Genomic DNA, 15,381 nt, shown 5'->3' with positions numbered 1-15,381 from the left:
GCCCATGGCATTCGGCGATTACCAGTTCGAGATCTACCTGCAGGGCCTGGCCGGGGTGATGCCCACGTTGCCGATGACCTACACCGAGTTGGAGGCCAAAGCCGCTGCGGCGCTTTCCCCGTCGGTGTGGTCATACGTGGCCGGCGGTGCCGGTGACGAGCGCACTCAGCGGGCTAACGTCACCGCCTTCGACGGGTGGGGTCTGATACCGCGGATGTTCGTCGGCGCCGCCGAGCGCGACTTGTCGATCGAGATGTTCGGATTGCGGCTGCCCTCGCCGGTCTTCATGGCGCCGATCGGTGTCATCGGGATCTGCGCACAGGACGGACACGGCGACTTGGCCAGCGCCCGGGCTGCGGCGGCCACCGGCGTTCCGATGATGGTGTCCACCCTCACCGCCGACCCGCTCGAGGAGGTCGCTGCCGAATTCGGTGACACGCCAGGGTTTTTCCAGCTGTACACGCCCAAAGACCGGGAGCTGGCCGCCAGCCTGGTGCATCGCGCGGAGGCCGCCGGCTACAAGGCGATCGTCGTCACCCTCGACACCTGGGTCCCGGGCTGGCGTCCCCGCGACCTGGCCACGTCGAACTTCCCGCAGCTGCGCGGGAACTGCCTGTCCAACTACTTCTCCGACCCGGTGTTCCGGGCGGGGCTGGCCCAGCCGCCCGAGGAGAATCCGCAGGCCGCCATCTTGTCCTGGATCCAGACCTTCGGCGCTCTGCTGACCTGGGATGATCTGCCGTGGCTGCGGTCGTTGACCGACCTGCCGTTGATCGTCAAGGGCATCTGCCACCCCGACGACGTGCGGCGTGCCCGGGACGGCGGTGTCGACGGAATCTACTGCTCCACGCACGGCGGTCGTCAGGCCAACGGCGGGCTGCCGGCCCTGGACTGCCTGCCGGATGTGGTGGCGGCCGCCGACGGGATGCCGGTGCTGTTCGACTCGGGCATTCGCACCGGGGCCGACATCGTTAAGGCCCTTGCGTTGGGGGCCACGGCGGTGGGAATCGGGCGGCCGTATGCCTACGGCCTGGCTCTGGGCGGAACCGCCGGAATCGTGCATGTGCTGCGCTCGCTGCTGGCCGAGGCTGACCTGATCATGGCCGTGGACGGTTATCCGTCACGGCTTGATCTCACCCCGGAAACGCTGCGGCGCGTCACCTGAGCGCCCTCGGGCGCCGTCTGAGGACGCGATTCTCGACGAGTTCGACAACTACCTCGCTTTGGAGCGGGGCCCAAGTGTGTGTCCACGCCGGCTCTCCATGGCGATTGTGGAAGCGCCGCAAGTCCGATAGGGCATCGATGCATCGTTGCTTCGAGTCGGCGCCGCACGCGCGGCGGTTGAGGGCGGCATGTGGAGTCTCACTGGGGCAACTATGTCCTCGAGCTGCGCCAAGGCGGGCGTGTTGAACAGAACGTTTGCCCGCTGCTGCCTCGCAAGGGTTCGGTGAATCACGTAGATGCTCGTTGGTATGCCGATCGCAGAGCATCGAGTATCCGCGAACGGGTCGCTTGGATCGCGAACATCTTGTCGAGGTGCGCGAGGTTCTCCTTGGCGCAGGCACGTGCTCTAGGAGAAGGATCAGAACTCAGCGCTTGGATTTGTGCGTTAGCGGCGCCGACCGTACTGACCAGCGAGACCCCGCCAACGTCCATCGTCCGGTGGTCATCGTGTATCAGCTTGAGCTTTGCCGTCATCACCATCGGGGTGGTCTCGAATGCGGGCTGGTTCTGCGGTCCGACCGTCAGAACCATCCGGTCGGCGGTACCGGCCTTTACCTCGAAACGGATCTCATTGGCGACGTTGGCCTTTGCGGGCTCCAGGTCGTTCATTGGGATCGCAAGGTGGTAACTCGCGTTGATCGACTCCGGCGCTGGTTCAGCGAAAGTGCAGTCCTGGAGCTGCTGAAAGAAGAGAACCTCGGCCTCCACTCTGGTGATGAGTGATGGCTCGCCGCCCTTGTTTTGAAGGGTGAGATCGATCGGCGTGAGCTCGATTGAACGGGTGGCCCGTTCGGAGCCGGTTATGGTGCCTTGCAGCGCTTGTTGGGTGTCGACGGTCAGTGCGGCGACCTGCAAGTCCACTGGCGGTGTTCGCATAGCCTGGTAGATCTGTGTCATCGACACCACCAGGCCGACGATGCCGACGAGTGCGCCGAGGGTGGTCCAGATTGGATTCTGCACGGCCTTTGTTAGTAACCCCTGCCTGGCATCGCGTTCCCTATCGCGTCCCGTCGGGGCAGGCGCTGCGTGCCCAATCTTGTCGACAAGAACCTCGGAAACCGCGGGAACCTCGGGAACCTCGGGAACCTCGGGAACCTCGGGAACCTCGGGCAGCGTGGCGACCGATGGCACCGGGGTTTGGTTGGGAGGGTCGTGAATGGCTGAGGGATCAAACGGCACGAGATCATCGGGAAGCCAGAACTCCCACCGGTACGGTGGTTCCTCCCAGTCCGCGGGCGGTTGCCAGCCGAGCGGAGGTGTCCAGCCCGGTTCTACGGGCCAGTTGGGGGGTGGATTGAAGCGCATGAGGTACTCCGATCACGGCAACGGGGGTGGACGGATTCTATGCAGGCACGAGGCTGATGCGGGGACTTGTCAATGGCAGTACTGCTGACGCGGGGGCGTGCCCCGGCCTTGAATAACGCACGTCCCAACGGGTCGACGGCAAAACGAGGGATCGGGGCCGGCCACGATCCGTTCGAGAAGCGAAACTCGGAGACCGCAGTCTTTGACCTAGTCGTTCTGTGCGAGGCAACTCCTCCGGGGTGAGTTGACGAAGACCGACCAGACGGCCAGCGTCGAGCCTGATTGGTGAACTGATGTCGCATCTATGTGAACTATATGTTTCACTATGCAGACTGTGGTTTCTGACTACGCTCACTCGTTTGGCAGACTAGGGGAATCGTGGACTCGTCAAAGGTCGTAGGCGCCATCAAGCACCCGGCGTGGGTTGGGGTCGGCACTTTGGCGGGCGTCCTTACATTAGTGGTGGCCGGAGTCGGCTACTTCCAAAGCGCGAACAAGGCGGGGGGACTTGAGGTCTCCGCGGTAACCGTTGAGAACGTCATCGAGTTGTCGGGAGCCGAGTTCGATGCAACAGGTCACTCATCCGAGCGATTTGTGATGGACGTCGGTGCCACACCGGTTGACGTCACGCTGAAAAACAACGGCAGGGCCGCATTAACGATCAAGAAGATCCAAGCTCAGCTGATCAACGAAGTTAGCAAGCGAGATAGCTATGTCAAGAACTGCGCGTTTAGTGGTGGCGGACCTGCCGCAATCACCGCTGAGTACGCACTGAGCCTGCCGGTCGATTCGAGCGGGGAGCTAACGAAGCAGCCGGCGCTTACCGACACGGAATTCAAGATCGAACCTGGGAGCGTGGAACGGCTGTCGGTCACGATCGGCCCCGGAGAGGACTCGTTCTACAGCCTGCGGGTCATCGAAGTGGGGCTGCGATTGATCCAGGACGATAACCAAGAGGTCAACCTTCCAAACATCGTGCTCATCACCCCCCAGAATCACGTCCAGGAAGCCATCGAGATGGCCAACAGCGGCGATATGTACCGGAAATGTTTGGAAACCAGCATTGCGACGTTGGATGACGCTCTGAAGATCGACGGTGTTCACTCGGCGGCTCTCACTGAGCTGCGCGACGCATACCAAGCCGCGCTGCCGAGGTCTCGGTGACTGCCAAGCAGCTTTGCTGCTGAATCCGGGGCGTTGGCCAGGTCGTTCGATGCCCGAACGAATACGTTCATTCATCTGACTACATCGTGGAATCCGGACGGTCACTGGATCACTGACGGCGCGCTCCTGTCCGCCGCCGACGGTGGGGAACCGCCACACCGCCCGATCTGAAAGGACTACACACACCCATGCCGAACGGCGCTGCGCGGACGCCCGCTGAGATCGCAGCAGTTAGTGCGCATTTAGAGGCAAAAGGCGGCATCTGGACTGCTATGCCTCCGGATTACACCGACTTCTCGCGGGACCAGCTCCTGAAGAACCTTTCCGATGTCGCGATCGCGGTCGGTATGGAAACCGATGCCGACCCCGCTGCCATCTCCCGTGCCCACGAGAAAAATCAGGACTTCGTAGAAAGGTCATTCGACTACTTCGAAGGCACCCGCACGGTCGGCCGGCCGATCGCGCGTGCGTTCTGTGTGCCGATGCGCTCGTCGCGCCACGATCAGGCCAATGCGAGCGAGTCAACGCCATTCACGCCTCTGCTGGATCCGGTTAGGTTCGGGGTCGATTCAGACAAGCGGATGCGGGGGATGTATGGGCTTCCGCCTACGGTGCTCGATACCTACACTCGAAGCAGTCTCGACGAAGAAAGTGGCGCTCTGGTCTTGGTGCCCATGTACAGCGATATGCTTACGGATCTTTGGCCTGACCGCAGCGACGCGCAACAGGCAGTGGCGATGGCAACGGCTGCAGCGTTTGTGCTCAAAGAGACAACTCTATTCGCCCATCACCGATTAGGTGCCAAAGTTCTAGGTCTCGGCGCCATTCTTCCGCATCCCACTATTACTAATTTCGGTCAGCGACTGCGCGAATTTGACGGAATGGCCGACCTTGTCACCACTACCGGGCATGGCGGTACGGTCTCCATGATTGTTGAGACAGTCAAGAAAGTCATGTACGAGACTCGAACCGAATCCTTTGGCAGGATCGGAGTCATAGGCGGGGCCGGCTCGATCGGGATGTCAGCTACGGTGGCATTGCTGCACGCATTCGACGACTACATCATCCACAGCCACGACCGAAGACATCTCGATCTGAGTGCGCACGAGGCCATGCGAGACCGGGTAACGATTGAGGACAGCTCGGCCGAAGTGCTTCGAGCAACCAATATCATCGTTACGGCAGTAACCGGATCTATCGACCTGGATAATGAAGAATACGATGGCATTGACTTGACCGGCAAGGTCATTATTGATGACAGTCAGCCTGGCTGCTTCGACAAAGAGCAGGTCGAGGAACGCGGTGGCAAACTGCTCTGGGTCGTCGGCGAAGACGGCAGCGACAGTCACTTCATAACCCGCGATGGCCTCTACACTGACGGCACGCCCTACAACTACGGGAATACTTCCGGCCTGTACGGTTTTCATGCTGAGTTCGCCTGCGGTCAAGAAGCGGCGGTTATTGCCAAATACGGTGCCTACGACCGGGCAATCGCAGGTCCGGTAACTCCTGAAAGTGCCCAAAGGATTAGCACGTTATTTTCCGAGGCCGGTGTCCGAGTCGCACCATTTCAGGCGTATGGTCAGCCTGTATCGTTCGACTGAGGGGCGGGGAGAAGATCAATCCGGTCCAAGTTTCGGAAGGAATCGGTTGATTGCCCCGCTGAGAAATAGATGGCCCATCCTCGGTTTTGCGCAGCAGGGCGCGTCGGATATCGGATGAGATAGTTGACAAATTTCGAGGAGATGCCGGCAACAATTTAGCGGGTTTCGAGCCGCATTATTACCCGTACTAGGACGAATTGGGGTAGGAGGGGCTCGCTCGGCAGGGTGTTGCCAAGATGCCTATCCTTCGTTACCTTGAGTGTCATTCTCAGAACCGAAGTCGATGAAAGCATGCATGAAGCGGACTCTAAGATGCCAGTCTTCCTGCCGATTGGCCTGTGGACTTTTGGTGGGGGCGTTGGATAGGCGAGGATGAGCTTTTTGGGTGCGGGGGCGTTTGGGCGGCTGTGGGTGCCGTTGGTGGTGGTTGTGGCAGTCACGCTGGGTGGTTTTGTGGTCTGGCGGCTGCACGGGATGTTCGGTGGTGAGCCGCAGGGCGGCATGGTCGTAGGGCGGGCTGAGGAGATCGTGCCGCTGAGCCGGAAACGCGTGACGTATGAGCTATTCGGGCCGCCGGGAACCGCAGGGCAGGTCAGCTATCTAGACGATAGGGCGCGGTCGCAGCGGGTGGTGTTCACGGATCTGCCGTGGTCGTATTCGCTGGTTACGGACTCGCCAGCGGTCTTTGCCCATGTGGTGGCGCAAGGTGACGGCGATGTTCTGGGCTGCCGGATTGTGGTCGACGGTGTGATCAAAGATGAGCAGTTGGTCGATGCGGCTCGTGCTCAGGTGTCGTGTTTGGCCAAGTCGGCGTGAGCAGCGGGGCGGGGTCGTCGCGGTTCGCGCGGGTGTTGTACCGGTTTCCGGTGCCGATCATTGTGGGCTGGCTGCTGCTCACCGTGGCGGTCAATGTGGTGGTTCCTCCATTGGAGGTGGTGGGGAACCAGAACTTAGCTTCGCTGACGCCTCAAGATGCACCATCGATGGTGGCGATCAAGCAGATGGGGCGGGTGTTTGGGGAATTCGACTCCGACGGCATGGCGATGCTCGTGCTGGAAGGTCAACAGGAGCTCGGAGACGTCGAACACCGTTACTACGATGGGCTAATTCGGGCGCTGGAGGCGGATACCGTCCACGTTGCCCATGTGCAGAACTTTTGGGGTGATCTGACCACTGCGGCCGGCGCGCAAAGCGCCGACGGCAAGGCCGCCTACACGCAGGTCCATATCGCCGGCGACCAGGGCAGCACATTGAGCAACGAATCGGTCAGCGCGATCCGCGACATCGTAGGACGCTCGGATCCGCCACCCGGACTGGGTGTCTACGTCACTGGACCGGCGCCCTTGGAAGCGGATATGGATACCGCGGGCGACAAGTCCATGACGAAGATGACGGTGATCACCGTCGCGGTCATCACACTCATGCTGCTGATCGTCTACCGGTCGATCATCACAACGCTGCTGGTGCTGGCGTTGGTATTCATCGAATTATCCGCGGGACGCGGGGTTGTCGCGATTTTCGGCTACCACCACGTTGTCGGTTTGTCGATTTTCGTCGTCACGGTGCTGACCCCGTTGGCGATCGCGGCAGGCACCGATTACGCGATTTTTTTGGTGGGCCGGTATCAAGAGGCGCGTCAAGCTGGCGAAGATCGACAGACCGCGTTCTACAGCACCTATCGCGGTGTAGCCCACGTGATCGCGGGATCTGGGTTGACGGTTGCCGGGGCGATGGTCTGCCTGCGTCTGACGCGGTTGAACTACTTCAGCTCGATGGGCATCCCGTGTGCGATCGGTTTGCTGGTGGTGTTGGCGGCGGCGCTGACCCTGGGGCCGGCAATTCTGGTCCTCGCCAGCCGATTCGGCCTGTTGGAGTCCAAACGGCCGATGCGGACCCGCGGGTGGCGGCGGTTGGGGACGGCGATCGTGCGCTGGCCGACGCCGATCCTGGTGTGCTCGTTGGCCGTGACAATGATCGGTTTGCTAGCGCTGCCGGGATACCGCACCAGCTATGACAGCAGGCATTACGTCCCCGCTGGTCTGCCGTCCAACATCGGGTACGCGGCCGCCGAACGGCATTTCACCGCTGCCCGGATGAACCCCGACCTGCTGATGGTGCACGCCGACCACGACATGCGTAACCCGGCCGACATGCTGGTGTTGGAGAGAATCGCCAAGAACATCTTCAGGCTGCCCGGGATCGCGCGCGTGCAGGCCATCACCCGGCCGTTGGGAGCGCCGATCGAGCACAGTTCGATTCCCTTCCAGGTCGGCATGCAGGCGGTGCCGATCACCCAGAACCTGGCGTTCCTCAACGACCGCCTGGCCGACATGCGCACCATGACCGACGATCTGGGCGTCATGATCGTCCACATCGAGCGGATGTATGAACTGATGGTCCAGCTCAACGACATTACACACCGCACTGTCGGCGACACCGAGGATATGGCCGCGGTCACCACCGAGATCCGGGACCTGCTCGCGGTCTTCGACGATACTTGGCGGCCGGTTCGCAACTATTTCTATTGGGAACCGGGCTGTTTCAACATCCCGCTGTGCCAGTCGCTGCGGTCGAGCTTCGATGCGCTCGATGGAGTCGATCGGCTCACCGAGCAGGTCGAGACGATGCTCGGCGATCTAGAGCAGATGGATGCGTTGATGCCGCAGCTGCTCAGTCAGCTGCCGCCGACCATCAGCATCGCCAAGTCGATTCGCGGCACGGCCATGGCAATGTACGCGACGTTCTCGTCGATGATCACCCAGATGGAGCGGATGACCGACACCGGAAACGCCATGGGCCAGGCCTTCGATGACGCGCGCAACGACGACTTCTTCTACCTGCCGCCCGAGGCGTTCGACAACCCAGACTTTCAAAGGGGGATGGCCCTGCTGATGTCGCCCGATGGTGCTGCGGCGCGGTTCATCATCACCCACGACGTCGACCCCTCCACACTGGAAGGCATCTCCCACGTCGACGCCGAAATCAATGCCGCGCGCGAGTCGGTCAAAGGCACACCACTTGCCGGTGCGCACTTCTCTCTCGCCGGCACTGCAGCGATGTACAAAGATATCCAGAATGCGTCGCGCTATGACCTGATGATTGCCGTCATCGCCACCATAGTCTTGATCTTCGTGGTGATGCTCATTATCACTCGCGCACTCGTGGCGGCCTTCGTCATCGTCGCCACCGTGGTGTTGTCACTGGCCGCCTCATTCGGCCTGTCCGTACTGCTATGGCAGCACCTTCTCGGAACCGACTTACACTGGATGACTCTGGTATTTGCCATCATTATCTTGCTCGCGGTCGGATCGGACTACAACCTGCTGCTGGTCGCACGGCTCAAAGAAGAGCTTCCAGCCGGGATCAACACCGCCATCATCCGGGCGATGGGTGGAACCGGGGGAGTCGTCACGGCAGCCGGCTTGGTCTTCGCCTTCACCATGGCCTCGATGATCACCAGCGACCTGCGATCGATCGGCCAAATCGGCATCGCCATCGGACTCGGACTGCTGTTCGACACTCTCATCGTCCGCGCACTCATGACGCCATCAATCGCCGCCAAATTAGGTCATTGGTTCTGGTGGCCCATGAATTCGCGAAGGCACTATCACCACTACGCCCAATTCGACGTTCGCCCACGATCGACCGTGAGATTCTGAAGTTCGAATCGCCTCTAAGCGGTGGTCGGACTGTCCGCAAATCATTGCAGGCTATCCGGATCCATCGGTGGCTCGCTTTCGTTGGCGGCTGGGGACCGCCGAGATCGTGCACGTGCTGCGCTCGTTGTTGGCCGAAGCCGACTTGATCATGGCAGTGGACGGCTATCCGTCACGGCTTGATCTCACCCCGGAAACGCTGCGGCGCGTCATCTGAGGAGCTCGGGCACCGTCTGAGACCGTGGCCGGTGTGGACGCGATTCTCGACGAGTTCGACGAGTACCTGGCTTTGGAGCGGGGCCGGTCCGACCACACCCGGCGCGCCTACCTCGGCGACCTGCGATCGCTGTTCGGGTTCCTGGCCGAGCAGGGGCATACCGGTATCGAAGACCTGAGCCTTCCACTGCTGCGCAGCTGGCTGGCCGCGCAGGCCGGTGCCGGTGCCGCCCGCAGCACACTGGCGCGCCGCACGTCGACGGTCAAGACCTTCACCGCGTGGGCGGCGCGGCGCGGACTGCTGGCATCAGATCCCGGTGCGCGGCTGCAGCTGCCGAAGGCGCGCCGGACGCTGCCGGCGGTACTGCGCCGAGACCAGGCGCACGACGCGATGACTGCCGCCAAATCCGGTGCGCAACAGAATGATCCTCTTGCTTTGCGGGACAGGCTGATCGCCGAGTTGCTTTACGCGACCGCGGTGCGGGTCAGCGAACTGTGTGGCCTTGATATCGACGACGTGGACAGCTCACGACGGGTGTTGCGGGTGGTGGGCAAAGGCAACAAGCAACGCACGGTGCCATTCGGGGAGCCCGCCGCCGAAGCGCTGCAGGCATGGCTCACCCGCGGGCGCCCGCCGCTGGCGACGGTGGATTCCGGACCGGCGCTGCTGCTCGGCGCGCGCGGCGGGCGCCTCGATCCGCGTCAGGCCCGCACCGTGGTGCACCAGACCGTCGCCGCGGTCGGGGGAGCGCCGGATATGGGACCGCACGGGCTGCGCCATACGGCGGCCACCCATCTGTTGGAGGGTGGGGCGGACCTGCGGATCGTGCAGGAACTGCTGGGTCACTCCAGCCTGGCCACCACTCAGCTGTACACCCATGTCACGGTCGCCCGGCTGCGTGCCGTGCACGATCAGGCCCACCCGCGGGCATGACGGCGCGATCAAGTGTCGAACTGGCGTCGGGACGGGTCTCCTACCTCGATTTTCGTCCCGACAATCCAGCTTTCTCAGCGGCCGGCACCGTGGTGCTGCTGCACGGCGGCGGCGTGGACAACGCGTCGCTGTCCTGGGACGAGATCGGTCCCCGGTTGGCGGCGGAGGGCTACCGCGTCATCGCCCCAGATCACCCCGGCTTCGGCCAGAGCCCGCCGCCGCCGTGGCGGTTAACCCAGGAACGGCTGGTCGGCTACGTCGGGGAGTTCGTCGACGCGCTGGCCCTCGACCGCTATGTCGTCGGCGGGCTGTCGCTCGGGGGCGGAATGGCCCTCGGCCATGCTTTGCGGCGGCCCGAGCAGACATCCGGGGTGATGCTGCTGGGCAGTTACGGGCTGATGTCGCGAGTCTCCGACGGGCCGCTGGCCGGTGTGCGACAGGGCTTGACGTGGGCGATGCTTCGCAGTGGAGCGCTCGCGCTCGTGGGCCGCCTTACGGCCCGCAGCCCGGCGGTGTTGGCGTGGAGCGTCAAGACCGCGCTGATTCGCGACCCCGCTCGACGCACCCCCGAACTGATGGCTGAGGTGACGGCGGCGGTGCAGCAGGACTCCGGCGTCTTCGAACAATGGCAGCGCGATGAGGTCAGCTGGAACCGGCTCAAGACCGATTACACCCCGAGACTGTCGGCACTGCGGTGCCCGGTGCTGATTATTCACGGCGACAAGGACACTGGTGTTCCGGTGGCACGCGCCCGCGCCGCAGCCCGACTCATCCCGGGTGCCCGGCTCGTGGTCCTTCCAGGTGCCGGCCACTGGGTGCAGCGGGACCGTCCGGCCGAAACGCTGGCCGCTATGACGGAGTTTCTGGCTCGGACCGGCTGACCTCAGCCCGGCGCCACCGGCTTGAGCCGGATCGGTGTCGAGGCCAGCAGTCCCAACGGATCGACATAATCGGCCCGCGACGCCGGTCCCCACATCGCGCCCCAGTGCAGGCAAGCAGCGCACCCAGGGTGGCCGGGCTCCAACGTGCCGATCACCGATCCCGCGGCCACCAGCTGACCGATCCGGACTGACGCGGACACCGGCTGGTAGCTGGTGCGCAACCCCCCGGGATGGGCCAGCGACACCACCGGCTGCCCACCGGAACGCCCGGCGAACACCACCGTCGCCGCACCGGCGGCATACACCGGTTGGCCCGGTGCCCCGGCCAGGTCCACGCCCCGGTGGCCGCGCTGCCAATCCGGGCGCGGCGCGTCGAATTGCCGCACCACCACCGGGCGCGGCCGCAGCGGCCACTGCAGCCGAATCGTGTCCCCGCGCGCCGGCGCGGCCAGCAAAAAACCGCCGACCAGCAACAACGCCACGCATCGCATGCGCCTAGTGCACCCCGGCAGCCCCGAATCCGGCCAGTCACCGCTGTGGACAAAGCACCTGGTTCATGGGGCGGTTCCAGCTTCGCCTCTCCTTCGTCGAGGCTCGCTAAACCACCCGTTCGGACCGTGTAAACTCATCTGCGCAGTTCGCGTATGCGGACTGACTTCGCGTGCCTGCACCACAACCGGATGCCGGGTGGTCCCCGACAGGGGTCCGGCATCTCAGCAGGCACCAGGGCCCGGCCTCACCCGACGCCGGGCGACAACCGACACCAAGAAAGCTGGGTAGAACCATGGCCGTAGTGACCATGAAGCAGCTGCTCGACAGCGGCGCCCACTTCGGGCATCAGACCCGTCGTTGGAATCCCAAGATGAAGCGGTTCATCTTCACCGACCGCAACGGCATCTACATCATCGACTTGCAGCAGACGCTGACGTTCATCGACAAGGCGTACGAGTTCGTCAAGGAGACCGTCGCGCACGGCGGGTCCATCATGTTCGTCGGCACCAAGAAGCAGGCCCAGGAATCGGTCGCGGCCGAGGCCACCCGGGTCGGAATGCCGTACGTCAACCAGCGCTGGCTGGGCGGCATGCTCACCAACTTCTCCACCGTGCACAAGCGCCTGCAGCGCCTCAAGGAACTCGAGGCCATGGAGCAGACCGGCGGCTTCGAGGGACGCACCAAGAAGGAAATCTTGATGCTGACCCGTGAGAAGAACAAGCTGGAGCGCAGCCTCGGCGGTATCCGCGACATGGCCAAGGTGCCGTCGGCCGTCTGGGTCGTCGACACCAACAAGGAGCACATCGCCGTCGGCGAGGCCCGCAAGCTGGGCATCCCGGTCATCGCGATCCTGGACACCAACTGCGACCCCGACCTGGTCGACTACCCGATCCCGGGCAATGACGACGCGATCCGCTCGGCGGCTCTGCTGACCAAGGTCATCGCCTCCGCGGTGGCCGAGGGGCTGCAGGCCCGGGCAGGTCAGGGCAACGGCGAGGGCAAGGCTGCGGCCGAAGCGGTTGAGCCGCTGGCCGAGTGGGAGCAGGAGCTGCTGGCGGGCGCCACCACGTCTGCACCCGACGCCGAAGCCGGCGCCGAAACCACCACCGACGCATCGTAGGAAAGGCACACACAGTGGCGAACTACACCGCTGCCGACGTTAAGCGGCTTCGGGAACTCACCGGCTCAGGCATGATGGACTGCAAGAACGCGCTGGCCGAGAGTGACGGCGACTTCGACAAAGCCGTCGAGGTGCTGCGCATCAAGGGCGCCAAGGACGTCGGCAAGCGCGCCGAGCGTGCCACCGCCGAAGGTCTGGTCGCCGCCAAGGACGGCGCCCTGATTGAGCTGAACTCCGAAACCGACTTCGTCGCCAAGAACGACGAGTTCAAGTCGCTCGCCGACGAGGTCGTCACCGCCGCCGCGGCGGCCAAGACCTCCGATGTCGAGGAGCTCAAGAGCGCCAAGATCGGTGACCGCACCGTCGGTGAGGCCATCGAGGCGCTGTCGGCCAAGATCGGCGAGAAGCTCGAACTGCGCCGCGTCGCCTACTTCGACGGCACCGTGGAGACCTACCTGCACAAGCGGGCCTCCGACCTGCCGCCGGCCGTGGGCGTGCTGGTGGAGTACTCCGGCTCGGACAAAAACGCGGCCCACGCGGTCGCGCTGCAGATCGCCGCGCTCAAGGCCAAGTACCTGACCCGCGACGACGTTCCCGCCGACCTGGTGGCCAACGAGCGCCGCATCGCCGAAGAGACGGCCAAGGAGGAGGGCAAGCCCGAGGCTGCCCTGCCCAAGATCGTCGAAGGCCGGGTCACCGGCTTCTTCAAGGACGTCGTGCTGCTGGAGCAGTCGTCGGTGTCGGACTCGAAGAAGAGCGTCAAGGCGCTGCTCGACGAGGCCGGCGTGACCGTGACCCGCTTCGTGCGGTTCGAGGTCGGCCAGGCCTAGTCCCCGTCGTACGAAAATCACCGCCAGCGCCCGTCAATCGGGCCTGGCGGTGATTTTCGTTTGGGCCTCACGGACCCGCCTGGTCCGTCGGATAGTGTCACCGACATGCAACATGTGCACGCCTTCGGCGACGACGCGCTCGGTGACTCGGACACGGTCGGCCTGGTCGAACGACTCCGATCGGGCGAGGTGTCGCCCGCCGAGCTGGTCGACGCTGCGATCGCGCGCACCGAAGCGGTCAATCCGCAGCTGAACGGCCTGGCCTATCGGGCGTTCGACCGGGCCCGGGATGCCGCCCGGCACGGTGCACCTGCCGGCCGCGCCGGGTACTTCCAGGGCGTCCCGACGTTCATCAAGGACAACGTCGACGTCGCCGGGATGCCGACCATGCAGGGCACCGACGCCTGGCAACCGCACCCAGCCGCGGCCGACGGCGACTTCGCCAAGCTCTACCTGAACACCGGGCTGATCGCGCTGGGCAAGACCCAGTTGAGCGAGTTCGGATTCAGTGCATCGGCCGAGCATCCGCGGATCGGCGCCGTACGCAACCCGTGGAACACCGACTACACCGCGGCGGCGTCGTCGTCGGGATCGGCGGCATTCGTTGCCGCCGGGGTGGTGCCGATCGCGCATGCCAACGACGGCGGCGGGTCCATCCGCATTCCCGCGGCCTGCAACGGACTGGTCGGGCTCAAGCCGTCGCGGGGCCGGCTGCCGCTGGACAAGGACCTGCGTGCCATGCCGGTGCGGATCGTCTTCAACGGTGTGGTGACCCGTTCGGTACGTGACACCGCCGCCTTTTACGCAGAAGCGGAACGGATTTGGCGCAACACCAAGCTGCCGCCGATCGGTGATGTCCGGGCACCGAGCGCCCAGCGGCTGCGGGTGGGGGTGATCACTCGGTCGATCGCGCGCGAGACGTCGGCGGAGATGCGCGAGCTGACCTTGAAGACCGCGGCGCTGCTCGAGGAACTGGGTCACCGCGTCGAGTATCTCGACCGGCCACCCGTACCGGCGTACGTCATCGACGACTTCCTGCTCTACTGGGCGTTTTTGGCGACCGCATTGGTCAAGGGCGGGCGGCGGATGTTCGGCCCCACCTTCGACCGCACCCGGTTGGACAACCTGACACTGGGGCTGGATCGCCACGCCACCCGCCACCTCTACCGGCTGCCGCTGGCGGTTGCCCGGCTGGCGGCCGTGCGCCGGCGGCACACCTCACGGCTGTACGGCGACTACGACGTCGTGCTCACTCCGACGCTCGCCCACGAGACCCCGCGGGTGGGCCACCTGGACCCCACGGCCAGCTATGAGCAGGTCATCGACCGGCTGATGGACTGGGTGGCGTTCACGCCGCTGCAGAACGCCACCGGTGAACCGGCGATCTCGCTGCCGCTGGCCGAGTCCGCGGCCGGGTTGCCGGTCGGCATGATGTTCAGCGCCCCTCTCGGGCAGGACGCCCGGCTGTTGGAGCTGGCCTACGAACTGGAGGCCGCGAAGCCCTGGCCGACGATCGCCGCCCGGGCCTGACTAGTCACTCCGCGCCGATTCGCTCCAACATCTGCCGCAGCCGGTGCTGCTCGGCCGCGCTCAGCGCAGCCAGCACACGACTGTCGGCGACGCGCACGGCGTCCTCGGCCTGTTTCAGCAGATTCCGACCGGCCTCGGTCAAGTTCGCCGGCAGTGCGCGCCCGGACGGCACCGACTCCGGGCGGCTCACCGCGCCGCGGTTCTCCAGCCGGTGCAGCACGGTGTTCATGGCCTGCGGGGTGACGCCGGTGTGGCGGGCCAGCTCGGCGCTGGAGAGTCCGGGACGCAGCAACAATGCCCGCATGCAGACGAATTCGGGCAAGGTCAGCCCCAGCGGTCCGAGTACCGCGGTCACCTGCGGGCGCAGCGCCGAGCTGACCCGGTACAGCAGATAGCCCAGCGGAGCACCGTCCACGTCATCCATG

Annotated in this window: 12 protein-coding genes and 2 pseudogenes; 11 read left to right on the top strand and 3 right to left on the bottom strand. The window is 64.3% G+C overall.

Annotation, left to right across the window (positions count from 1 at the left end):
* Window positions 1-4: 4 nt before the first annotated feature.
* Entirely contained in the window at window positions 5-1,165 is a 1,161-nt protein-coding gene (locus tag K3U94_RS14910) for an alpha-hydroxy-acid oxidizing protein (protein WP_220694205.1), read from the top strand.
* Window positions 1,166-1,452: 287 nt separating this feature from the next.
* Here the strand turns inward: K3U94_RS14910 and K3U94_RS14905 are convergent, their stop codons facing one another.
* The gene (locus K3U94_RS14905) at window positions 1,453-2,529 is read right to left on the bottom strand and encodes a hypothetical protein (protein ID WP_220694204.1); all 1,077 of its coding nucleotides are present in this window, start codon (window positions 2,527-2,529) and stop codon (window positions 1,453-1,455) included.
* A gap of 378 nt (window positions 2,530-2,907) precedes the next feature.
* On the opposite strand from K3U94_RS14905, the gene K3U94_RS14900 reads away from it, so the two are divergent.
* The 7 genes and pseudogenes from K3U94_RS14900 to K3U94_RS14870 all read left to right on the top strand — a co-directional run bounded on the left by K3U94_RS14900 (window position 2,908) and on the right by K3U94_RS14870 (window position 10,984).
* Window positions 2,908-3,693 (top strand): hypothetical protein, encoded by a 786-nt coding sequence (locus tag K3U94_RS14900; protein ID WP_220694203.1) that lies wholly within the window; start codon window positions 2,908-2,910, stop codon window positions 3,691-3,693.
* Between the two features lie 188 nt (window positions 3,694-3,881).
* Window positions 3,882-5,297: a hypothetical protein gene (locus tag K3U94_RS14895; RefSeq protein WP_220694202.1), complete on the top strand. Its 1,416-nt coding sequence runs from the start codon at window positions 3,882-3,884 to the stop codon at window positions 5,295-5,297.
* 372 nt (window positions 5,298-5,669) lie between these two features.
* Window positions 5,670-6,113, top strand: coding sequence for an MmpS family transport accessory protein (locus K3U94_RS14890; protein ID WP_220694201.1), 444 nt, complete (start codon window positions 5,670-5,672; stop codon window positions 6,111-6,113).
* The gene (locus tag K3U94_RS14885) at window positions 6,110-8,956 is read left to right on the top strand and encodes an MMPL/RND family transporter (protein ID WP_220696816.1); all 2,847 of its coding nucleotides are present in this window, start codon (window positions 6,110-6,112) and stop codon (window positions 8,954-8,956) included. The genes K3U94_RS14890 and K3U94_RS14885 overlap by 4 nt, the downstream gene beginning before the upstream one ends.
* 91 nt (window positions 8,957-9,047) lie before the next feature.
* Window positions 9,048-9,170, top strand: a pseudogene (locus K3U94_RS14880) (lactate 2-monooxygenase); the annotation flags it as partial.
* A 33-nt stretch (window positions 9,171-9,203) separates the two neighbouring features.
* Window positions 9,204-10,103 (top strand): tyrosine recombinase XerC, encoded by a 900-nt coding sequence (locus K3U94_RS14875; RefSeq protein WP_220696815.1) that lies wholly within the window; start codon window positions 9,204-9,206, stop codon window positions 10,101-10,103.
* Entirely contained in the window at window positions 10,100-10,984 is an 885-nt protein-coding gene (locus K3U94_RS14870) for an alpha/beta fold hydrolase (RefSeq protein WP_220694200.1), read from the top strand. The genes K3U94_RS14875 and K3U94_RS14870 overlap by 4 nt, the downstream gene beginning before the upstream one ends.
* 11 nt (window positions 10,985-10,995) lie before the next feature.
* Here the strand turns inward: K3U94_RS14870 and K3U94_RS14865 are convergent.
* Window positions 10,996-11,439 (bottom strand): annotated as a pseudogene (locus K3U94_RS14865) (M23 family metallopeptidase); the annotation flags it as partial.
* Window positions 11,440-11,768: 329 nt separating this feature from the next.
* On the opposite strand from K3U94_RS14865, the gene rpsB reads away from it, so the two are divergent.
* From rpsB to K3U94_RS14850, 3 genes are all read left to right on the top strand, one after another.
* A complete protein-coding gene (rpsB, locus tag K3U94_RS14860; RefSeq protein ID WP_047318602.1) occupies window positions 11,769-12,596 on the top strand; it encodes a 30S ribosomal protein S2 in 828 nt (275 codons plus the stop codon).
* A 14-nt stretch (window positions 12,597-12,610) separates the two neighbouring features.
* On the top strand, window positions 12,611-13,426 hold the full coding sequence (gene tsf / locus K3U94_RS14855) for a translation elongation factor Ts (protein WP_047318601.1): 816 nt from the start codon (window positions 12,611-12,613) through the stop codon (window positions 13,424-13,426).
* 105 nt (window positions 13,427-13,531) lie between these two features.
* Entirely contained in the window at window positions 13,532-14,956 is a 1,425-nt protein-coding gene (locus K3U94_RS14850; RefSeq protein WP_220694199.1) for an amidase, read from the top strand.
* Between the two features lie 4 nt (window positions 14,957-14,960).
* Here the strand turns inward: K3U94_RS14850 and K3U94_RS14845 are convergent, their stop codons facing one another.
* Window positions 14,961-15,380 carry a MarR family winged helix-turn-helix transcriptional regulator gene (locus tag K3U94_RS14845; protein WP_047318599.1) on the bottom strand — a complete coding sequence of 140 codons (420 nt, stop codon included), beginning with the start codon at window positions 15,378-15,380 and terminating at the stop codon, window positions 14,961-14,963.
* Window position 15,381 lies beyond the last annotated feature (1 nt).

The organism is Mycolicibacter heraklionensis (assembly GCF_019645815.1).
In the GTDB taxonomy this organism is placed as follows: domain Bacteria; phylum Actinomycetota; class Actinomycetes; order Mycobacteriales; family Mycobacteriaceae; genus Mycobacterium; species Mycobacterium heraklionense.
This window is presented reverse-complemented; position numbering and strand designations above follow the sequence as displayed.